This is a genomic window from Pseudomonas sp. B22129, assembly GCF_044218875.1.
In the GTDB taxonomy this organism is placed as follows: Bacteria; Pseudomonadota; Gammaproteobacteria; order Pseudomonadales; family Pseudomonadaceae; genus Aquipseudomonas.
Genome location: NZ_CP162592.1, coordinates 5,640,201 through 5,660,863, shown reverse-complemented (window position 1 = coordinate 5,660,863; position 20,663 = coordinate 5,640,201). Strand labels below are relative to the sequence as shown.

General features: G+C 62.5%; 19 protein-coding genes. 5 read left to right on the top strand and 14 right to left on the bottom strand.

Translation table 11 applies throughout. The features are described 5' to 3' along the window. Window positions 1-43: 43 nt before the first annotated feature. Window positions 44-829, top strand: coding sequence for an AraC family transcriptional regulator (locus AB4P94_RS25595; RefSeq protein ID WP_395608075.1), 786 nt, complete (start codon window positions 44-46; stop codon window positions 827-829). Here AB4P94_RS25595 and AB4P94_RS25590 read toward each other — a convergent pair. From AB4P94_RS25590 to AB4P94_RS25575, 4 genes are all read right to left on the bottom strand, one after another. Further along, entirely contained in the window at window positions 789-2,129 is a 1,341-nt protein-coding gene (locus tag AB4P94_RS25590) for an MFS transporter (RefSeq protein ID WP_395608074.1), read from the bottom strand. The two genes, AB4P94_RS25595 and AB4P94_RS25590, sit on opposite strands and share 41 nt — an antisense overlap. 149 nt (window positions 2,130-2,278) lie before the next feature. Next, window positions 2,279-3,619: an amidase gene (locus AB4P94_RS25585; RefSeq protein WP_395608073.1), complete on the bottom strand. Its 1,341-nt coding sequence runs from the start codon at window positions 3,617-3,619 to the stop codon at window positions 2,279-2,281. Between the two features lie 5 nt (window positions 3,620-3,624). Then, complete coding sequence (locus AB4P94_RS25580; RefSeq protein WP_395608072.1) at window positions 3,625-4,302, bottom strand: DUF2848 domain-containing protein; 678 nt, start codon at window positions 4,300-4,302, stop codon at window positions 3,625-3,627. A gap of 22 nt (window positions 4,303-4,324) precedes the next feature. Beyond that, window positions 4,325-5,014 carry a GntR family transcriptional regulator gene (locus AB4P94_RS25575; RefSeq protein ID WP_395608071.1) on the bottom strand — a complete coding sequence of 230 codons (690 nt, stop codon included), beginning with the start codon at window positions 5,012-5,014 and terminating at the stop codon, window positions 4,325-4,327. A gap of 434 nt (window positions 5,015-5,448) precedes the next feature. Here AB4P94_RS25575 and AB4P94_RS25570 point away from each other — a divergent pair, with 434 nt between their 5' ends. The 3 genes from AB4P94_RS25570 to AB4P94_RS25560 are packed head-to-tail and all read left to right on the top strand — an operon-like array spanning window position 5,449 to window position 9,032. Continuing rightward, on the top strand, window positions 5,449-8,448 hold the full coding sequence (locus AB4P94_RS25570; RefSeq protein ID WP_395608070.1) for a type III effector HrpK domain-containing protein: 3,000 nt from the start codon (window positions 5,449-5,451) through the stop codon (window positions 8,446-8,448). 9 nt (window positions 8,449-8,457) lie between these two features. Continuing rightward, window positions 8,458-8,709, top strand: a complete 252-nt coding sequence (locus AB4P94_RS25565) for a hypothetical protein (RefSeq protein WP_395611417.1) — start codon at window positions 8,458-8,460, stop codon at window positions 8,707-8,709. 5 nt (window positions 8,710-8,714) lie between these two features. After that, a complete protein-coding gene (locus AB4P94_RS25560; RefSeq protein ID WP_395611390.1) occupies window positions 8,715-9,032 on the top strand; it encodes a hypothetical protein in 318 nt (105 codons plus the stop codon). Window positions 9,033-9,053: 21 nt separating this feature from the next. Here the strand turns inward: AB4P94_RS25560 and AB4P94_RS25555 are convergent, their stop codons facing one another. The 3 genes from AB4P94_RS25555 to AB4P94_RS25545 all read right to left on the bottom strand — a co-directional run bounded on the left by AB4P94_RS25555 (window position 9,054) and on the right by AB4P94_RS25545 (window position 11,403). Then, entirely contained in the window at window positions 9,054-9,383 is a 330-nt protein-coding gene (locus AB4P94_RS25555) for a hypothetical protein (RefSeq protein WP_395611389.1), read from the bottom strand. A 212-nt stretch (window positions 9,384-9,595) separates the two neighbouring features. Further along, complete coding sequence (locus AB4P94_RS25550) at window positions 9,596-10,657, bottom strand: ATP-binding protein (RefSeq protein WP_395608069.1); 1,062 nt, start codon at window positions 10,655-10,657, stop codon at window positions 9,596-9,598. Then, complete coding sequence (locus AB4P94_RS25545; protein ID WP_395608068.1) at window positions 10,654-11,403, bottom strand: response regulator; 750 nt, start codon at window positions 11,401-11,403, stop codon at window positions 10,654-10,656. Before AB4P94_RS25545 ends, AB4P94_RS25550 begins: the two co-directional genes overlap by 4 nt. A 251-nt stretch (window positions 11,404-11,654) precedes the next feature. On the opposite strand from AB4P94_RS25545, the gene AB4P94_RS25540 reads away from it, so the two are divergent. Further along, window positions 11,655-12,431 carry an ABC transporter substrate-binding protein gene (locus tag AB4P94_RS25540; RefSeq protein WP_395608067.1) on the top strand — a complete coding sequence of 259 codons (777 nt, stop codon included), beginning with the start codon at window positions 11,655-11,657 and terminating at the stop codon, window positions 12,429-12,431. A gap of 64 nt (window positions 12,432-12,495) precedes the next feature. Here the strand turns inward: AB4P94_RS25540 and AB4P94_RS25535 are convergent, their stop codons facing one another. The 7 genes from AB4P94_RS25535 to AB4P94_RS25505 all read right to left on the bottom strand — a co-directional run bounded on the left by AB4P94_RS25535 (window position 12,496) and on the right by AB4P94_RS25505 (window position 20,542). Continuing rightward, window positions 12,496-13,443, bottom strand: a complete 948-nt coding sequence (locus tag AB4P94_RS25535) for an IS110 family transposase (RefSeq protein ID WP_395607597.1) — start codon at window positions 13,441-13,443, stop codon at window positions 12,496-12,498. 214 nt (window positions 13,444-13,657) lie between these two features. After that, window positions 13,658-14,284 carry a transcriptional regulator gene (locus AB4P94_RS25530; protein ID WP_395608066.1) on the bottom strand — a complete coding sequence of 209 codons (627 nt, stop codon included), beginning with the start codon at window positions 14,282-14,284 and terminating at the stop codon, window positions 13,658-13,660. Further along, on the bottom strand, window positions 14,284-15,417 hold the full coding sequence (locus AB4P94_RS25525) for an NAD(P)/FAD-dependent oxidoreductase (protein WP_395608065.1): 1,134 nt from the start codon (window positions 15,415-15,417) through the stop codon (window positions 14,284-14,286). Before AB4P94_RS25525 ends, AB4P94_RS25530 begins: the two co-directional genes overlap by 1 nt. Window positions 15,418-15,437: 20 nt before the next feature. Then, a complete protein-coding gene (locus AB4P94_RS25520; protein WP_395608064.1) occupies window positions 15,438-16,385 on the bottom strand; it encodes an ornithine cyclodeaminase family protein in 948 nt (315 codons plus the stop codon). A 113-nt stretch (window positions 16,386-16,498) separates the two neighbouring features. Continuing rightward, the gene (locus tag AB4P94_RS25515) at window positions 16,499-17,839 is read right to left on the bottom strand and encodes a c-type cytochrome (protein WP_395608063.1); all 1,341 of its coding nucleotides are present in this window, start codon (window positions 17,837-17,839) and stop codon (window positions 16,499-16,501) included. Window positions 17,840-17,855: 16 nt separating this feature from the next. Beyond that, a complete protein-coding gene (locus AB4P94_RS25510) occupies window positions 17,856-20,090 on the bottom strand; it encodes a molybdopterin cofactor-binding domain-containing protein (protein ID WP_395608062.1) in 2,235 nt (744 codons plus the stop codon). Continuing rightward, window positions 20,090-20,542, bottom strand: coding sequence for a (2Fe-2S)-binding protein (locus AB4P94_RS25505; protein ID WP_395608061.1), 453 nt, complete (start codon window positions 20,540-20,542; stop codon window positions 20,090-20,092). Before AB4P94_RS25505 ends, AB4P94_RS25510 begins: the two co-directional genes overlap by 1 nt. Window positions 20,543-20,663: the final 121 nt, after the last annotated feature.

Genomic DNA, 20,663 nt, shown 5'->3' with positions numbered 1-20,663 from the left:
TGGTACGCTATTGAAGACATTCGATAGTCTGATAAAGCCATTTATGCCCTCGACACTGATTTCACCTTCCACCGCCGCTTCGGCCGATGGCCCGTTGATTGTTGCCGTGGTCCGGGAGGGCGCTGAACCACGTATCACCGAACGCCACTGCCATGGGCGCGGGCAACTGCTGGGCGCGACCCAAGGGTTGCTTTCAGTCGACGCCGGTGACAGCCAGTGGGTTGTGCCGGCCACGCATGCGGTGTGGATCCCGCCGGGGACTGCGCACGGCGTGCGTTCCCACGGGCCGTTTTGCGGCTGGAGTGTTTATGTTCTGGCATCGGAATGTGTCGGCTTGCCCGAGGCGCCGTGCATCCTGACGGTCTCCGGGCTTTTGCGCGAAGTCGTGCTGCGTACGGCGGGTTGGGGGGAGGGCGACTGGGCGCCCGCGCAGACGCGATTGGCCGGTGTGTTGCTCGATGAGATTCGCACGTTGCCCCGCGCCACCCTGGGCTTGCCGATGCCCCGGGATGCGCGGTTGCGCAGAATCGCCCAGGCCTTGTCGGACCGCCCGGACGATGAACGCCGCCTGGAGGAATGGGCCGCCTGGGCCGGCATTGCCCCGCGCACGCTGACACGCCGTTTTGTGCAGGAGACCGGCTTCAGTTTCACCGAATGGCGCCAGCGCGTACGGCTGCTGCGCGCGCTGGAGCGGTTGGCCGCTGGCATGCCGGTCACCCGTGTCGCCCTGGAGTTGGGTTATGACAACGTCAGTGCATTCATCGCGCTGTTTCGCCGCACCTTTGGTGTCACGCCCGGCCGTTATTTCGCTCCACACGAATCCCTTTGAACACCACCAGCAGCAACACGCCCGCGAGTATTTCAAAGGCGGCGACCAGATAAAGCCCGGCTGCCAGGCTGCCGGTCAGGGTCTTGAGCCAGCCGATCATGTACGGCGCCACAAACCCGGCCAGGTTGCCGATGCAGTTGATCAAGGCGATGCCTCCGGCAGCGGCGGTACCGGCGAGGAAGGCGCCGGGAATCGACCAGAACACCGGGAACGCGGCGAGGATGCCCATGGCGGCGATGGTCAGGGCGATCAAGGCCAGCACCGCGTTGCCGATGAACAAGCCTGTGCCAATCAGCCCCAGCCCGGCGAGCAGCGCGGCCATGGCGCAATGCACGCGGCGTTCGCCGGTTTTGTCGGAGTGAAAGCCGTTCCACAGCATCGCTGCGGTGCCCAATATGAACGGGATCGACGAGAGCAGGCCGATGCGCATGGTGTCGTCCACGCCCAGCGCCTTGATCACCGACGGGGTCCAGAATGCAATGGTGGCGTTGCCGCTGACCAGGCAGAAGTACACCAGTGCACACAGCCACAGTTTGGGAAAACGGATCAGCGCGCGCAGGTCGCTGTGTTTGCCGGGGGCCTGGTCTTCGCGGGCGATGGTGTCGCTGACCATCTTGCGTTGTGCCGGGCTCAGCCAGTTGGCATTGGCCGGTTTTTCCGGCAGGTAGCGAAGCACCAGAAAGCCTGCGACCACCGAGGGAATGCCTTCGAGGATGAACAGCCATTGCCAGTTGGCCAGGCTGCCGACGCCGACCATGTGGCTCATGATAAACCCGGCCAGCGGCCCACCCACCACGCCGGCAATCGCGAAGGAGGTCATGAACATGCCGTTGATCCTGGCCCGTTGCGCGGCGGGAAACCAGTAGGTCAGGTACAGCACCACGCCCGGGAAGAAGCCCGCTTCAAAGGCACCGAGCAAAAAGCGCAACACGTAGAACGACCAGGCACTCTCGACATACGCCATGGCAATGGACGTCAGGCCCCACATGATCGTGATGCGCGCCAGTGTGCGCCGCGCGCCGATTTTCTCCAGGAGCAGATTGCTGGGCACTTCAAAAAAGAAGTAACCAATGAAGAAAATTCCTGCGCCCAGGCCATACACGGCCTCGCTGAAACCCAGGTCCTGCAGCATCGCCAGTTTGGCGAAACCGACGTTGACCCGGTCGATCCAGGCCAATACAAACAGAAACACCAGGAACGGCAGCAGGCGCCAGGCGATCTTGCGATACACCAGTGCCACTTCGTCGGTCATCGGCGCGTGGTCCAGTTCTGTCGGTGAAGTTGCGTTGCTCGGGTTCATAAGGGGTCTCGTCAATTCATTGCGCAAGGCTGCGCAAGTCGATTGGCAGGCGAGTGCGGGCGCACGGGCGGCCGCCGTGGAATTTTTTTACCGGGAAAAGTGTCGAGCCCGGGGCAGGGTGGACCTGCCCCGGATTCAACTGCCGTGCGTCAGCTGCTCTCTCGCAACAGCGCCTCAATCGAGCGCGACACTTGCAGCACGCGGGCGTCCTGGCCGTGCAAGCCGGCGATCGACAGGCCGACCGGCAACTCGTCGCCCCGCTGGCACGGCAGGCTCAGGGCGCAGCCGTCGAGGAAATTGAGCACGCTGGTATTGCGCAGCACCAGGGCGTTGATGGCGAAGAACGCCGCGTCGTCGGCGAGGTCGGCAAGCCGGGGAGGCACTAGCGCGACACTCGGCAGCAACCAGGCATCGGCATCGCCCAGGCGTTCGTGGGCTACCTTGATCAAGCGTTGGCGTTCGTTGCGGATGTCCAGGTAGTCGGCGGCGCTGATGGCGGCGCCCCGGCGTATGCGCTGGGCAACGCGCGGGTCATAGGCTTCGCTGCTGTCGGTTTCCAGCCAGCGGCGATGGCCGTGCCAGGCTTCGGCGGACGTCAGCCCGCCTGTGGCGTTGATGCGCGGCAGTTCGTGCAGCTCGGGGAAGTCGAACCAGCGAACGGTCGCACCGGCTTTGGCAAGCAGGTCCAGGCTGCGCTCGAAAGCGGCCGCCACAGTGGCGTCCAGTTGGTCCAGCACCAGGTCGCGGGTGACCGCCAGGCGCAGCCCGGCCAGTGGTGCGGCGCGGGTTTCCAACGATTCGCCGCTGAGTATCTGGTCCAGCAGGATGCAGTCGGCGACGCTGTGGGTCAGGGCGCACACCGAATCCAGGCTTTCGGCGAGCGGGAAGGTGCCCGCCATCGGCACACGGCTGGCGCTGGGTTTGAACCCGGTGAGATTGCAGAACGCGGCGGGGATGCGGATCGAGCCACCCGTGTCGGTGCCCAGGCCGGCGACCGCCATGCCCAATGCCACGCTCACCGCCGCGCCGGAGCTGGAGCCGCCCGCCACGCGCCCGTCTGCCAGAGGGGTGAGCGGCGTGCCGTAATGCGGGTTAAAGCCCAGCCCGGAAAAGGCAAACTCGCTCATGTTGGTGCGCCCGAGCAGGATCGCGCCGGCGGCCCGCAGACGCTCGACCACTACCGCATCCTGTGTGGCTGGCGGGGCATCGGCAAGCAGGCGCGAACCGGCTGCGGTGACTTGCCCGGTCACGTCGAACAGGTCCTTGATAGACACAGGCAAGCCGGCCAGTGCCGACGGCACATAGCCGGATGCGCGCGCCAAGTCACTGGCCCGTGCCGCCTGCAAGGCGCTGTCGGCGTCGACGCTGATATAGGCCGCGCCGCCTGCCGCGCGATGCGCTTCAATCCGTTTCAACGCGTCGTTGACCAAGGTTTCACTGGTGGTGCGGCCCTCGGCAAGTGCCTGGGCAAACGCTGCAATTGTGGTCATCGGCTTCACTCGGCGACGGGCAGCGGTTCGACACCGTAGTGGTGGCGCAGGCTGCGGTTGAGGACGGGGTCGAACAATTCCATTTCAAAGGCTTCGCCGTAACCCAGCTCGCCGATTACCGACTGGGTGCCGCAGAACATCGCGGTGTCGGCAGGCAAGGCGGCATCGCTGTTGAGTTTACCCAGCAGGGTTTCCGGCGCCAGCAGGTTGGTCACCGGCCCTTGCTGATACAGCGCACGCACGCCGTCGCGCACGCGCCAGGTGCGCATGACCAGGTGGTCCCAATGTTCCTGGACTTCGGCATAACGCCACACCTGTTGGGCGATGGGCTTGTCGCACATTTGCTTGGAAACCGTGACGTCATAGCTTTCGACCTTGCGGTCGGTGTGGTCCGAGCCCAGGCCTATCAGCAGGCCTTGTTCGCTGGGGATCAGCACGAATTCGGTCTCGCCGGAGGAGTCCTTGCCCGGCACCTGAATGCTGGCGGCGTTGTTCAACAGGCTGGCAGACACCCGATAGAAGCACGGCACCTGGGTCGGGCGGCGTACGCCCAAGGCTTCCAGTTCGGCAATATGGTGTTCCACCGCTTCGGTGTTGCGCCCGGCCCAGCCCGCGATGATCAGGTGCTTGATGCTGGCTTGATGGTCGCCTTGGCCGACGACGTGGAAGGTCATTTGAGTCATGAAGTGCTCTCGCAGTCAGTGATTAAAGCGTGCGCATGATGGCGCGGCGGAAATCGTCGATGTGGTGGTGGATCGCGGCGATGGCGGCGCTGCCGTCGCGCTGTTCCACCGCTTGCAGGATTTGCAGGTGTTCGTCGTAAATGCGTTCGCTGTGGTGGTTTTCCGACAGGGTCAGGTACCAGAACCTCGCCTGTTTTTCGTGCAGGTTGCGCAGCAGTTCGGCCAGGACCCGGTTGTGGGCGGCGGCCGAAATCGACATGTGAAACTGCAGGTCCAGCGCCATCAGCCCGGCCACGTCGTGCCTGGCCAGCAGGGCCGGGGTTTGGTCGAGGATGTCGCGCATGGCCTGGATGTCGGCGTCTTTGGCACGCTCAACCGCGAGCTTGACGCACAACTGTTCGTTGCTGACGCGCACTTCGATCATGTCGAGTACATCGTTGAGTGACAGGGCGGTCACCATCACGCCCTTGCGCGGCATGATCGTGACCATGCCTTCCACTTCCAGGCGGTGCAGTGCCTGATGGATAGGGGTGCGGCCAATACCCAGTGCGGCGGTCAGTTGCGCTTCATTGATGGCGTCGCCCGGGCGAAACTCACAACTGATGATGCGCTGCTTGATTTGCGCATAGGCCAGTTCACGCAACTGCGCTGCGCTTTTTGTCGGGGCCGCCAACGGGGGGAGGGGGCTGGAAAAATCGGTCGATCGGGACATGTCTGCTCCTGAAAATCGTCTGATATATCAGACGATTTTCAGAGTGAAGCAAGGCGTATGCCATGTCCTTCGGAATACGGATGCAGGCCACGGTTTACGAGGCGTTCAGGACTTTTGACGATGGGCGTGCAACAGCGGTGGGCGTGTTACTTGTTACTTTTGTGCCCGGCTTTGGTACCCGAGTGCTCGCTGTTTGTGCGCACAAGGTTCGGGGTGGATGCGGGCACTGAAGGCCCGTTTTCACAACATTTCACAAGCGCCATCTGCCCCGTTGCACCGTTGCGCATTCCTGGCTTTAGAGGCAGGTTTGATCAGGTGGCGCCAGGAAGGCTGTCATTTTTCAGTAACAGACATGGCCTTTGCTCTCAGGTGTCCACCCGGCATTACCGTCCCGTACGGTCATCGCTGCGGCCTCGCACTCAAGGAGCAAAACCATGTCATCACCGGTCAGCAACACCCCCGAAATCAAGGCAGTCACTAAAAGCGATTCCAGCGTCGAGTGGGGGAGCGCGGTCGACCGGGCCAAGGCCAAGGGCGCCGGCATTGAATGGCAGCGCCCCAAAGATGACCATCGCTCGGCCGGGGACATCATTGACGACAGCCCCTTGCTGAAAAACCTCGGCAATCAGAGCGGGGTCAAAGACAAGTTGCGCGAACGTGTGGGCGATTTCGAGCACGACGCAGACGCTGCCTACCGCGCCAAGCAGGTGCTGGAGCATGTGGAGCGCTTCGACGAAAACGGCTCGCGCCTGGCCGGCAACGACATCGACAACGGCCGCGTCGACGGTTTCACCAAGGGCGGCGACGCCAAGCACGGCACCGAGGCCGGGCGCCTGCAGGATTTCGGCAAATATGGCTGGGACAATCTCAAGGGCGAGTTGCAGCATGCCGACCAAGTGGGCCAGGACGACAATCGCCGCGAAGCGGCAGACAAGGCGGGCATCGTCTGGGAACTGCCACAGGACGACAAGCGCTCGGCCCAGGACATTATTGATGCCAACCCCTTGCTGAAAAACCTCGGCAACCAGAGCGGTGTGAAAGATGCGCTGAAGGAACAGGTCGGCGACTTCGACAAAGACCCGAACGCGGCCTTCCGTGCCAGCCAGGTGCTCGACCGCGTGGTCGGCTACGACGACCAGGGCAAGGCGCTGACCGGCAAGGACGTGGCCAACAGCAGCGTCGACGGCTTTACCAAGAGCGGTGAAGCGCGCCATGGCACTGAGGCCGGGCGCTTGCAGGATTTTGGCAAGTACGGTTTCGAGGCGCTGGCCAAGCCGCCGGCCAACAGCGAGATCGGCAGCTACAAGGATTACCTCAAGGCCAACCCGGAGGCTGACGCGGGTTCCAAACAGGTGGCCCAGTACGGCGCGATTCTCGATGCCAAGTACGATTCAATCCGTGGCAAGACTGGCGCCGACGGGGCTGTCACCGAACAGAACATCAAGGATTACCTCAAGCAGAATCCGCAGTTGAGCAAAGAGGAAAAGGAAGCGCTGAACTTCTTCGCCCAGCCAGGCGCCTTCCGCAAACTCGACACTGCCAGCAACAGCATCGGTGACAAGCCCGACGGCAAGATCAGCCGCGACGACGTGCAGAACTGGCTGAAAAACTCCGCGCCCAAAGACGCCCAGACCCTGACCAGCCTGATCACCGACGTGGCCGCCGGCAACGTCACCGGCAAGGTCGACACCAGCAAACTGGACAAGGACATTTTCGAACACCCGGACAACTACACGGCCGAGCAAAAAGCCGCCGTGCTGCTCGAACTGCAGGAGGCGCAGAAACTGGTGGTCGACGGGGCCAACGCCGGGGTGTGGAACAGCGACTATGGCAAGGTCTCCATCGCCAACCGTTCAGGCGCGATCTGGGAGCCGCAAAAGCTGCTGGAGGACATCACCGATCACATGGCCATCCTGCAGGGCGACAAGCCAACCGCCGACTACATCAAGGACGCGGGCGACAAGGCAGTGAAGACGCTGTTTGAGGAAAACCCGGGCCTGAAGGATGCCGCCACCAAGACCTACGAAGGCCAGGTCAAGTCCGGCAAGGCACTCGACGCGGCCTGGGACGCCAACACCAAGGATGGCAAGACCGACCAGCACACCGCGTTGGCCACGTTCTACGCCACCGCCACCAGCCTGCAATCCATCCTCGGTATCGAGGATGCGAAGGCGATCCAGGGCGCGGTCGCCCAGTCATCGCACGCTGAAGATTTCAAGACTTTCTACAAGGACCAGCTGGCCAGCGGCGAGCGTATGCGCGAGCTGCTCAAGAACAATACGCCGCAGAACGCGGCTTCCGAGTTCAGCCTGGAAGTGGCGCTCTACAACGCTGCACTCGACCCCGAATTCACCGCCCAATACGACAAACAGCTCAATGACAATTTCTCCAGCATCGCCCAGGAGAACCTGTTCAAGGACGCCAGTTTCGACAACCTCAAAACCGCGTTCGGCAAGGACGGTGGGCAGGAACTTGACGAAGATAAGGTCCGCAAGCTGATCGACCAGATGCGCCAGGAAACCCCCGAGTTGCTGTTGAACCAGGACGGCACTGTGGCCACCACCGATCAGGTGCTGGCGGGCTTTCGTGGCAATTGGGACTTGTTCCGCCAGGGCACCAAGGCGTTGGACAAAATGGGCAAGCTCTCTGACTTCGACCCCAATGGCGGTGCCAAGGGCGCCTACAGCAGCGGTGTGCTGCACGGGGTGAGCGGGCTGTTCCTGGCCGGTGTCACCATTGCGCGCGGGGCGCAGAGCGGCGGCAAGTTGACCGATCGCAACATTGTCGACATCACCACCGGCTCCGTGCAGACCGCCACGGTGCTGACCGAGGGCGGTTCGAAGGGGTATCAGGAGCACCTCGCCAAGTCGATCAAGAATGGCGAGCAAACCCTGAAAGACATGAAGGACGGCAAGGCCATGCTCGACCTGCTCGATGAGGTCAAGGCCAACGTCAAGGACGGCAAGCACGCCCAAGTCGTGGCGAAGAACTTTGAGGAAGCCGCCAAAGGTATCGGCGGCCTGGCCGGTATCGTCTCCGGGGCCTATGGCATTTTTGACGGGGTCAACGCGCTGCGGCGCGGCGACAAGCTCACTGGCGGCTTCGGCATCACCGCAGGCTCGCTGGGCGTGCTGGCGGGCAGTGCCTCGGCGGTGGAAGGCGGGCTCGGCCTGCTTGGCGCCAACCTGCCACGCTTCCTCCCGGGCCTGGCGGCCACGGCGGGGGTGCTGGGCTTTTTGGGCGCCGGTGTGGCGATTTTGGCCACGCTCATCCCGGGGCTGGTCAAGGAAGGCCAGGCGCAGGCCAAGTCGGACAAGTTCGGTGAGGTACTGGGCGATTCGATCGAGCGCTACGGGATCGACGGGGTCAAGGATGGCACCCTCGCGGATATCCCCACCAAGGACTGGCCGGGCGGGGAGCAATGGACCTCCTGAGGCCGCGCAATGAACCTGCTGTTTACGTTGCTGAACGGTTCATGCGAATCTCTCGCTCTCGGCGGCCAGGAGCCGCCGACCCCCACAGAGGACATTGGCATGGGAAAGTACTTCGATAATTCAGGGCTCTTCAAGATCACTTCGTATCGCAGCCTCAACTCCGGCAGCCGTGCCATCACGGGCTGGGAGTTGAAAAACCTGTCCCTGAATACGAAGGAATTTTTGATATGTCCAAAGAATTACTCGGAGTTTCTGCTCTAGGCCTGATGGTGCTCGGTGAGTTTTGTGCGATTTACAGTGAGGTAGCCACCGCACGGCTGGCACAGGTGGACGGCGCGCCATGGGCGTCGTTTGTCATGCCGGTGCTGCTGATGTGTTTTGCCGGGTTGTGCCTTCTTGGCGCTTATTGGCTCGGCTATGTGGCGGTAGGCGATATCTGGATTGTGACGGTGGTGTCCGTCACCTCTTTGCTGCTGCTGGAGCCGCTGGTGGTGTGGGGCCTGTTTCAACAGGTGCCGGGGCGAGGCGCGTTGATCGGGTTTTTCCTCGGCGCGCTGGGCATGCTGGCGACCGTATTGCTGTAGTTGCAGTGGCCGGCCCGGTGATCAATCGCCGGGCTGACCGCGCGGGCAGTCGCCGGCGCGGGCGTCCCTCAGCGCATCACGCGCGCGGTCTGCGCGCAGTGACAAGGTCATTTGTCGCTCATCGATGATGATCTCGGCCAGGATCAACCCGCCAATCAGCGGGGCGATCACCAGCCAGTGGGCGTAGCACTGGGCCGCCAGCGACACGAATACACCGACAATCCACAACGCCAAGACCCATTTGGGCGCCCGCTGCTGCAGTGGCACCCAATATTGCTGCAGCTTTTTCAGGCGTGCCCGGTGCAGCTTCAACGACGCTTCAAGGCGCGGCAGGTCATCGTGCAGGGTCATGCTCGTCGAGCGGCCGGGCACTGGCGGGAGGGGTTTGCCCAGCCAGCTCAGCGCCACCCCTTCAACTTCCACCCAATGCCCGTTGGCCGGCAGGGTGCGGCAGCTTTTGAACGCGAGGCAGGTGCCTTGGGCGTCCACTAAAGCGAAGTGCCGATAAGGGGCGGGTGTGTGGAATATCCATGAAAAGAGGCGCATTGAAATCCCCGCTCGCATCAAACCGGCCAACTGAGTTCGAGCAGCGTCCCCCCGTTTTCCATGTTTCGGCACGTCACGGCGCCGCCGTGGGCGAGGGCGATGGCGCGTACCACGGCCAGGCCCAGGCCGCTGCCGCCCTGGGCACGTGAGCGCGAGTTTTCACCGCGCTGGAAGGCGTCGAACATGTGTGTGGCGAAGCCCTCGTCGATACCGGGGCCGTCATCGCGTACACGCAGGTAGTTGACGCCGTCGCGGGTGCTCAGGTGCACGTTGACGTTTCCCGGTGTCGCGTGTCGGCGGATATTGTCCAGCAGCGCCAGCAAGGCCTGGCGGATCCTGGCCGGGTCGCAACGCAGCGTGCGGCGCTGCAGGTCCAGTTGCAAGGTGAAACCTGCGGCCACCAGGCTCGGTTCGAACAGCCTCACGTCGTCTTCAATGCCTGTGGCCAAGTCGGCTTCGTGCAAGTTGAGTTCCAGGTAGCCGCTGTCGGCCAAGCCGACGACGCGCAAATCCTCGATCAGGCGGGTCAAGCCTTCCACCTGACCGAGCAGGCTGTAGAACTGCGCGGTGTCCGGCTCGAACACCCCTTCGGCCAAGCCTTGCAGGCGCCCGCGCAAAATGGTCAGCGGCGTGCGTAATTCGTGGGCAATCGCCGCGTTCCAAAACGCCTGCTCCTGGGCCATGCGTTTCAAGCGCTGGGCCATGCTGTTGAAGTCATCCACCAGCACCGCCGCTTCACCGATGGACTGGTCACCGGCCACAGCCTGTACATCCAGGTCGCCATCCGCCAGTTTGCGCAGGTTCTCGGCCACCGAATTGAGCGGCATCAAAATACGGCGCGACAGCTTCAACGCCACAATCGAGCCCACCGCCAGGCTGACGCAGGTGGTCAGGCCCATCCACGCCCACTCGATGTTTGCCGGCAACCATTCATCCACTTCTTCGTTGGTCAGCGGCCAGTAGGTCCACAGCAGCGCGTAGAAAATGTACGAGCCGATCACCGCCAGGGCGATCACGCACAACACCACGGCCGACATCGACAGGATGATCTGGCGGCTCAAGCCATTGAGCTTTCTCACGAGGCGCTCCCGAAGCGGTAGCCCACGCCACGGATGCTGGTGGGCACGCCTTGCAACCCGGCTTCTTCAATCTTGCGGCGCAGCTTGCTGATATGGCTGTCGACCGTACGCTCCAGGCTGTCACTTTCCGGTGAGCACTGGGCCAGCAACTCGGCACGGGTCAGCACGCGTTTCGGCGCCTTGGCCAGTTGGGCGAGCAACCTGAATTCGGTGACGGTCAGCGCCAACGGCACGCGTTTACCGGCGATATGCACCGTGACTTCATAGCTTTCCAGGTCAATTTCAAAGGCATCCACCCGCAGCACCGTGGGGCTGGCGCGGTCGTTGTGGGCGAGCGAGCGCCGCAGCACCGCCTGGGTGCGTGCCACCACCTCGGCCGGGTTGAAGGGTTTGACGATGTAGTCGTCGGCGCCGATACGCAGGCCCATCAGCTTGTCGAGGTCCTGATCCTGCGCAGTGAGCATGATCACCGGCGTGGTGCCGCGGTGGCGCACTTCGGCCAGCACCTGCCAGCCGTCCACGTGGGGCATCAACACATCCAGCAGCAACAAGTCCGGCTTGAGCGCCAAGTGCATGTCCAGCGCCCGCCGGCCGTCGGGCGCGTGGGCGGTGCGAAAGCCGCTGCGCTTGAGGTAGGCGATCAGAATATCCGCGATCTCAGGCTCGTCTTCCGCAATCAACACCAGCGCCGGGGTTTCTCGGGTGTTGTCGGGGCGGGGCGTGGATGCAACGGGAAAGTCGTTCATGGTGGGCTCGGTCCAGGTGCCTGGGGTTGAGTGATTGTGCGGTGGTGATTGTGCGAAATCACCATGCGCTTTCATGGGAGGTTTTGTGGAGAAACGATGGAGGCCGCTGATTAATTGCACGCAGCCGTGTCGGTTCCGGGTTGATTGACGATCAATACACAAAAGTCCAATATGGAATTATAAGTATAAAATATGACGCTTCACGCTTTCCCACTCTTGCCAAACCGACAATAACTTGCGAGATCCTGACCATGAAGACACGCGCCCTCATCACCGGCCTGGCCTTGAGCCTGCTCGCCTCCAGCCCTGTGCTGGCCGCCGAGAAAACCCTGCGTATCGGCATCGAGGCGGCGTATCCGCCGTTCGCCTCGAAGACGCAAGACGGCAAGATCGTCGGGTTCGACTACGACATCGGCAACGCGCTCTGTGCGCAGATGAAGGTCAAATGTGTGTGGGTGGAAGGTGAATTCGACGGCCTGATTCCTTCTCTGAAGGTAAAGAAAATCGACATGGCGTTGTCGTCCATGACCATTAACGAAGACCGCAAGAAGTCAGTGGACTTCACCCACAAGTATTACTTCACCTCGTCGCGCCTGGTGATGAAAGACGGCGCCGTGGTGGACGACCAGTACGCCAGCCTCAAAGGCAAGACCATCGGCGTGCAGCGCGCCACCACCACTGATCGCTATGCCACCGAAGTGTTCGAACCCAAGGGCATCAACGTCAAGCGCTACAGCAACAACGAAGAAATCTACATGGACTTGGCGGCAGGGCGCCTGGATGCGATTTTTGCCGACACCATTCCGTTAAGTGATTTCCTGTCGATGCCACGTGGCCAGGGTTACGCGTTTGTCGGCCCGGAGCTCAAAGACCCGAAATACGTGGGCGAGGGCGCCGGGATTGCGGTGCGCAAGGGCAATACCGAGCTGGTCGGCGAGTTGAATGCGGCGATCGACGGCATCCGCGCCAGTGGTGAGTACCAGAAGATTTCGCAGCAGTACTTCAAGTCCGACATCTACGGCGACTGAGTGGCTGTACGCACCTGAAGCCAGCCGAGGTCGGTGTGGGAGATTCTATGGTTGGGGGCAACCCTCAACCAACCTTCGGTTGGTATTCGTTTTGCCCTTTCAGCAAGGCAAATACCACCCGAGCAAGCTTGCGAGCCAACATTACCAGTACCTGAGTGGTGCTATATCCCCGTGCCCGCTGCGCCTGGTAAAACTCCTTCCATGCTGCAGTCCGGCTAGCCGCCATTGCTGCGTTATGCAGAAGGCGCCGCGCTTCTGAGTCGCCGCGCTTGCTTAAACTGCGCCGATTATCTTTCTGCCCGGACTTGGAGACGCGCAAGTCCATACCCAAGAAAGCGATAAATGCGTCCGCGTTTCTAAAGTCCCCTCGCTGGAAGCTGGTAATCAAGCGAGCCCCGGTCAAAAAACCGATACCTTCAACGCTCATGCAACGTTTGAGTTGGCCCAGTAACCCAGCCTCTTTCAGTCGATCGCTGATCATTTTTTCGATCAATCCTTCAAGTCTTTGCATCGACTTCATTTGCTCGGCAAAAGAGGCCTTCAACAGCGGTTCATTCGCCCAGCTTTGCGTCAGGCTAACGCGAGCTTGAACCAGGGCGGCACGGCGGCGGAAAAGGCTTAACAGTTGGCGATAAAGAGGGGACGGCGGTGTCCAGGGGTGAAGCTCGTCGGCTTCTTTTCGCAAATACCGTGCTAGTAATTGGGCATCCAGGGCATCAGTTTTGGCACGAACCTTCACACTTTTGCGGTAATGACTGAGTTCATAACCACCGACCATGTAGATAACGCAGCCAGCTTCATAGGCCAGATCAGCAAACTCCAAGTGGTAGGTGTTGGTGGCCTCAATGGCGATAGCAACGCTGCCTGGTAAAGCCCTCAGCCACTTTTTGATAGCGGCTTTGGTATTCGGGATTGCTTCCAAAAGATCGAGATCGGCGTGATAAATCACCAATTCATTTTTTGCGACATCAATACCAACAATCGGCTTGGAGACGGGAACTGGCATTGCCATAGTGACTTCCTCCGGGCTAAGGTTTTGAGCACTTGAAGGGCTCACCCAGAGGCGCAGGCTTGTTCCTATCGTCGGTCATAGCCAGATGCATTCTTTATCGGCGCTTGGGTGAAAGGAGGAGGGGCGAAATCTCCCACGGTCTGTACTGCGCCAACAGTCAGAATCTGGCTTTGTCCCTCCTCCTCCCTTCAAGTCCTAGCATACAAGCTGGCATTCAGCTTTTGAGTTCCTTGAGGTGCTTGTAGACCGTCGCCCGCCCCATGCCCAGCACATTGGCCACGTAGTTCGAGGCGCTCTTGCCCTTGAACGCACCTTCGGCATGCAGTGCCAGCACCAGCTCACGCTTATGGTCGCGGGTCAGCAGGTTCAGGCTCAGCTGGCGCTCGCGCATCCAGGCATGCAGAAAGGTGTTGATGCGTTCCTGCCAGTCATCGCGAAACAGTGAGTCCGGCTGCGGGATGAGCTTGCTCGGCGACAGGAACAGGTCCAGCGCCGCCTTGGCGTTTTCGAACAGCGAGATATTCAGGTTGATGCACAGCACGGCGAGCCGCTGCCCCGTATGGTCATGCAATACGGTGCTCAGGCTGCGAATTTTCTGGCCGTCCCAGTTGAGCTTTTCGTACGGGCCGATATTCACTTCGCTGGCATCATCGCTGAGCATGTCTTCCAGTGCCGAGTCGTCACCGATGGCCCGTTTCGACAGGTTGTTGGCGATGTAATCAACGGTTTGTGTGCGCAGGTCATGCAGCACCACTTCGGCATGGGGGAAGAACAGCGTGGCGATCGCATCGGCGATCGCGCGGAAGTTCTGCATGACTTTTTCGGGTTCGGCGGTGTTCATCAATGCGGCTCCAGGCGGACGGGGGAGAGCATACCAGCGTCCAGCCCGAACCGCGTGAGTGCCGCAGGCAACGGCGCGCCGCGCACCAGGGCGGCGCTCGCCTGGCCCATGGCCGGCGAGGTCTGGATGCCGTAGCCGCCTTGCGCCGCGACCCAGAACAGCCCCGGTACCTTGGGGTCGAAGCCCGAGAGTAAATCACCGTCGTGCACGAAACTGCGCAGCCCCGCCCAGGTGCGGGTCGGGCGACGGATGGTCAGGGTGGTGGCTTCTTCGATCTGGTAGATGCCCAGGGCGATGTCCAATTCTTCGGGCTGCACGTCCTGAGGTTCGACCGGGTCGGCATTGGCTGGCGAGCCGAGGAACATGCCCGCGTCGGGCTTCATGTAGAACGACTCGTCGAGGGCTACCAGCATCGGCCAATGGTGTGTGTCCTGGCCTTCAGGCCCGGCGAAGATGAACGCCGAGCGGCGCTTGGGTTGCAAACCGATGGACGCCGCACCGGCCAGCCCGCCGATGTGATCGGCCCAGGCGCCGGCGGCGTTGATGATGACCGGTGCGGTGTGGGTCGCGTCCTGCGTGCGCACGTGCCACAGGCCGTCGGCGTCGCGGCTCAGGCCCAGCACGTGGCTGTCGGTGCGCACTTCGCTGCTGTTGCGGCGGATACCGCGCAAGTAGCCCTGGTGCAGGGCGTCGGTGTCGATGTCGCTGGCGGTGGGGTCGAAGATCGCACCGTGGACTTTTTCCCGGCGCAGGATCGGCAACCGTGCACAGGCCTCGTCGGCACTCAGCCGCTGCACGTGCGTCACCGTGGCTCTGGCGCTCTGGTATTGGCTTTCCAGTTCTGCCGGGTCGCCATTGAAATCCACGGTCATCTCGCCACGGGGGGTCAACAACGGGTGCTCGCAGAAGCCTGTCGGCGGGTGATCGAAAAACTCACGGCTGGCCAGGGTCAGTGCGCGCACCTGCGGCGTGCCGTAGGCGGCGGTGTAGAGTGCCGCCGAGCGCCCGGTGGAGTGGTAGGCCGGGTGATTTTCGCGCTCCAGCACCAGCACCCTGGCGTGTTGCGACAGCCAGAACCCGGTGGACGCGCCCGCGATGCCGCCGCCGATGATGATGAAATCTGCATGGCTCATAAACGTCTCCTTAACAGCAGTTAGCGCTGGATCTGGTAAAGGGCGTTGGCCAGGGCCACGTCTTCCAGGCCCAAGCCGATCGAGCGGAAAAACACGTGACGGTCATACCCCGGGCGCTGGACGATATCGCTGAGCAATTCGGGTAAGTCGCCGATGACCGCGCGTTTGTCCCAGCCGTGCTGTTCACTGGCGATCAGCATCTCGCCGGCCGCGCCCGGGGTGGTCTGGCGGTAGTCGCAGAACACCTGCATGTCGTTGAGGCTGTGGGGCGGCACTTCATGGGCGCGCGGCGCGTTGGTGCTGATCGAGGTGATCAGCGCCGGTTTGCCGAGGCGCGCCGGGTCGATCACCGGGCCGGCAGACGAGGTGCACAGCAAAATCACATCAGCATCTTCCAGGGCGGCATCGAGCGAGTGGGCGATGCTCAGGCGTGGGTCCAGGGCTGTGAGGTGGGCGAGGGTTTCAGCGCTGGCGCTGCCAAGGCTGGGCGAGTGCAGACGAATGCTCTGCCAGTCCCGCAGGTTCTGCACATAACGCACATGCGCCTGGGCCACCTTGCCGCTGCCGATGATCGCCAGGCGCCGCGCAGTTGCCGGCGCCAGCGCGTCCACCGCCAACGCCGTGGTCGCGGCGGTGCGTTCGGTGGTCAACTCGGCGGCATCGCACAGCAACAGCGGTTGGCCGGTGTGCATGGACATCAACAGTGTCCAGGCGGTCACCAGCGGCCCTTGCTCGCGCACGATATACGGTGAGGTCTTGACCCCGTACACCTCATCTTCGGCCAGTACACCCAGGTAATTGATGAAATCGCCGGCGCCATTCGGGAACTCCACCAGTTGTTGCGCCGGCTGCACCGCTTGCCCGGCAGCCATGTCGCGAAACAGCTTGTGCAGGATGTGGGGTACATCGACTTGGGCCAGCAGTTCCCGGGCCTGTACCCGGTTGATCACGAGAGGTGCACTGGACATGGAAATCTCCGCATATAAACTAATTTGTCCATTATGGACTTTTAGTTCTTTCCGGCAACCTTCAGACAAAAAAAAGGCTGCCGGAGGGGCAGCCTTTCGAGCAGGTAAACGATTCAGCGCATGTGCAAGATAATCGGGCTGCTGCTCGCTGGATCCGTGTGCCCACGCAGCTTGTTCACTGCCGCGGCATCCACCGCCCCGCCGTTATTGCCCCAGGTACCGCGCACATAACTCAATACCTGCGCGATTTCCTGATCAGACAGTTGCTCGCGGAACGCCGGCATGCGGTAGGCGTCCGGCACGCCCGCTGCCACGACCCGTTGCGAGCCGTTGAGGGTGATGTTGATCGCCGACGCGTTTTCCTTGGCCAGCGCCGAAGTGGCACCGGCCAGCGGTGGCATCGACTCGGGCTGGCCCTTGCCGTCCAGGCCATGGCAGGAGGCGCAGCGGGTGGCATAGGTGTGGGCACCTGGAGCGCTCGAATCGGTGGACACCGTCTGATATTGCCAAGGAGTGCCGTCACGCTGCGGGTCGCCGGGCAGCGACTTCAGGTAACGGGCGATGGCCGCCAAGTCGTCATCGGCCATGAACTGCGTGGAGTTGTTGAACGCTTCGGTCATCGAACCGTAGACCACCGCATGTTTGTTGCGCCCAACCTTGAGGAACTGCACGATCTCAGGCTCGCTCCAGCGGCCCAGACCGGTGTTGGGGTCCTGGCGCAAACTCGGCGCATACCAGCCGTCGAGCAAGGCACCCGAGAGGAAGGGTTTGCCGGACTCGTCCAGCGCCTTCTCGTTGAATGCCAGCCCGCGCGGCGTGTGGCAGCTGCCGCAGTGGCCCGGCCCCTGCACGATGTAGGCGCCACGGTTCCACAGGGCGTCCTGCCCGGTTTTTGCCGCGTAGGTTTCACTCGGCGCAAACACCCCGTTCCACAGCGCAATCGGCCAACGCATATTGAGCGGCCACGGAATGCTGCTGGGGATATTCGGCTGGTCGGCCGGTTGCACGCCTTGCATGAAGAACGCATACATCGCGCGCACGTCATCGTCACTGAGCTTCACGTAGGACGGGTAGGGCATGGCCGGGTAGAGCCGTCGCCCACCCGGTGCCACGCCGTGGCGCACTGCGCGGTCAAAATCAGCCAGCGAATAGTTGCCGATGCCGCTGTTTTTATCCGGCGTGATGTTGGTGGCATGGATCGCCCCCAGCGGCGTGGCCATTTCCAGGCCCCCCGCGAACGGCGCCTTGCCCGGCAAGCTGTGGCAGGCCACACAATCACTCACGCGGGCGACGTACTCGCCACGGCTGACCAGTGCCGGATCGGCGCTGGCGGCGGGTTGTTTCTCAAAAGGCGAGGCGGGCTCGCGGGTGGCATACCAGGCCAGCACACCGGCTGCGACCGCACCGGCCAGCACCAGCCAGCCTGCGGTTCTTGCGAATCGTGGGTTGTTCATGGGCGTTCCTTGTCGGTCAGGTGAAGGTGTACCGGCTCAATGGCAGGCTGCGGATGCGCTGCCCGGTCAGTTGCGCCACCGCATTGGCCACGGCCGGCGCCACTGCGGGGAGCGGTGGCTCACCGATACCGCCCATTTTTTCACCACTCTCGACAATCCTTACGTGCACTTGCGCCATGCGCGAGGGCGGCAGGATCGGGTACAGATCGTAGTTGCGCGCCCGGGGCTTGCCGTCCACGTAAACCGCTTCCTCCACCAGGGTTTGCGACAGGCCCAGCGCCACGGCGCCGTGGACCTGCGCCTCGACAATCGCCGGGTTGACGACGCTGCCCGGGTCGATGGCCTCCCAGATGTGGTGCACCTTCACCTGGCCGTGTTCGATCGACACTTCTGCGATCACCGCCGCCTGCGAGCCAAAGGGCGACGCCATGGCTACGCCGCGTGCGCGCTTGGTGCCGTCTTCGGCGGTGTAGGGGCCGCGCTTCCAGCCGCCGGACAAATCCGCTACCGCCTGCAGCAAAGTGGTCAGCCGCTTGTTGTCGCGCAACAAATGCAGGCGCAGTTCATACGGGTCATGGCCGCCTTTGTCGGCCAGTTCGTCAAGGAACGCTTCATAGAAGAAGTCATTCAGGGAATTACCCACCGAACGCCAGTAACCGAGCATTGGCGGGCCTTTGACGTAGATCTGCGCGATGCGTTTGTTGGCGATGGCGTAGGCCTTGCCCGACAAACCTTCAACGGCCGTCGGGTCGACTTTGTCACCCTGTTTGCCGGAAAGCGCTTCGGTAGGGCCTTCAGTGGCGCTCACCGCTTCAATGGCAATCGGCAGGCCCTTGTCGTCCAGCGCCGCGCGGAATTTGACCACGGCGAATGGGCGCAACACGTCACGCAGAAACTCTTCCTCGCGGCTCCAGATCAGCTTGACCGGGCGACCGACGGCCTTGGCCAGTGCAATGGCCTGCGGGTAGGGGTTGGCCGAGTCGTACAGGAAATGCCGGCCGAAAAAGCCGCCCAGCAACGGCGAGTGCAGGTTGACTTGCTCAATCGACAGCCCGGTGCGCTTGGCGATGTCAGCGCGGAACATGTCCGGCGCCTGGTTCGGCAGCCACACGTCCAGCGAGCCGTCAGGGTTGAAGCGCGCCAAAGCTGACGGCGGCTCCAGTTGGGCATGGTTCAGGTATTGGTTGTGATAGGTGGCTTCGACTTTGGTCTTGGCGTTTGCCAGTGTACCGGCGACATCGCCCTCGTTTTCATCGTCACGCGCCGGGCCTTGTTGGGCGGCGAGAAAGTCGCGGTACTTGTCGGTGGAAAAATCCGCCGGCATGGCCCGCACCTTCGAGTCGGGGCCGGCTTCCTGCCAATCCACCTGGATGGCTTCCACCGCCCGCTTGGCGTGCCACCAGCGTTCGGCAACCACGGCCACAGCGCCGGGCAGGGTGTGCACCGAGTGCACGCCTTTCATGGCTTCCACTTGCGCTTGGTTGCGCAAGCTGCCTACGGTCATGCCCAGGCGCGGCGCGTGTTGCACGGCGGCGTGGAGCATGCCGTCGACTTTCAGGTCGATGCTGTATTGGGCCTTGCCGGTGGATTTGTCGTAGGCGTCCAGGCGTTTGACCGGCTTGCCGATCCAGCGGAACTGGCTCGGGTCGCGCAGGGTGATGGTGGCCGGATCGGGCACCGGCATATCCAACGCGCGACCGGCCAGCTCGCCGTAACCCAGCGAGCGACCGGAAGCGGCATGGACCACGCGGCCAGGCTGCGTGGTCAGTTCGGCTACTGCCACACCCAATTGCACGGCACCGGCCTGCAGCAGCATGGCCCGCGCCAGGGCGCCGAGGCGGCGCATGGTCGGGTAGCTCATGCGGATCGACATGCTGCCGCCGGTGATGCGCAAGCCGTTTTCCATCACCACATAGGCTTCGCCGGGCGGTGCGCTTTCGACCACGAAGGTGGCGGGGTCGGCGTCCAGTTCTTCACCGACAATCTGCGCCATGGCGGTGTGGGTGCCCTGGCCGCCTTCCATGAAGGGGCTGAGCAGGCGAATGGTGCCGTCCGGGCGAATCTCCAGGAACGCCGGCACCTGGGTGCCGCGCTCAGCGGCAGTAGCGGCGGCATACACCCTCGGCGCGCCCAGCGGCAGGCCGAAACCGATGACCAGCGCGCCGACGGCGGTGCTGGCCAGAAAGCGCCGACGGGACAGGTTCACCGGGTCACCGGCGGCCACCTCGAGCATTTCGTTGGGCATGTTCATCACGCAATCCCCTTCGCCAAGTCATGCACGGCGGTTTTGATTGCGTTGTAAGTGCCGCAACGGCACAGGTTGACCATCGCCGCTTCGATCTGCGCATCCGTGGGGGCGGGGGTGTGCTTGAGCAGCGCGGTGGCCGCCATCACCTGGCCAGACTGGCAATAACCGCATTGCGCCACTTGATGTTCAACCCAGGCCGCGACCACACGCTTGCCCACGTCATCGTTTTCGACAGCCTCGATGGTGGTGATTTCACGTCCGACCACGCCCGCCACCGGCGTGACGCAGGAACGCACCACGTTACCGTCGACCAGTACCGAACAGGCGCCGCACTGGGCCAGGCCGCAGCCGTATTTGGTGCCGGTCATGCCCAGGTCATCGCGAATCACCCAGAGCAACGGGGTGTCCGCGTCAGCATCGACCTGATAGGACTTTTGGTTAATACGTAATTCCATTGCTTTCACCTGCTAATCATCGGTGGGTGCGGCTATTTTATTTTTTAGGGTGGGCGTCAAACCCGGCATTCAAAGCCATGCATTTAAAGCCAAAGCTGGGCCCCGTCATTGCAACGGGCAC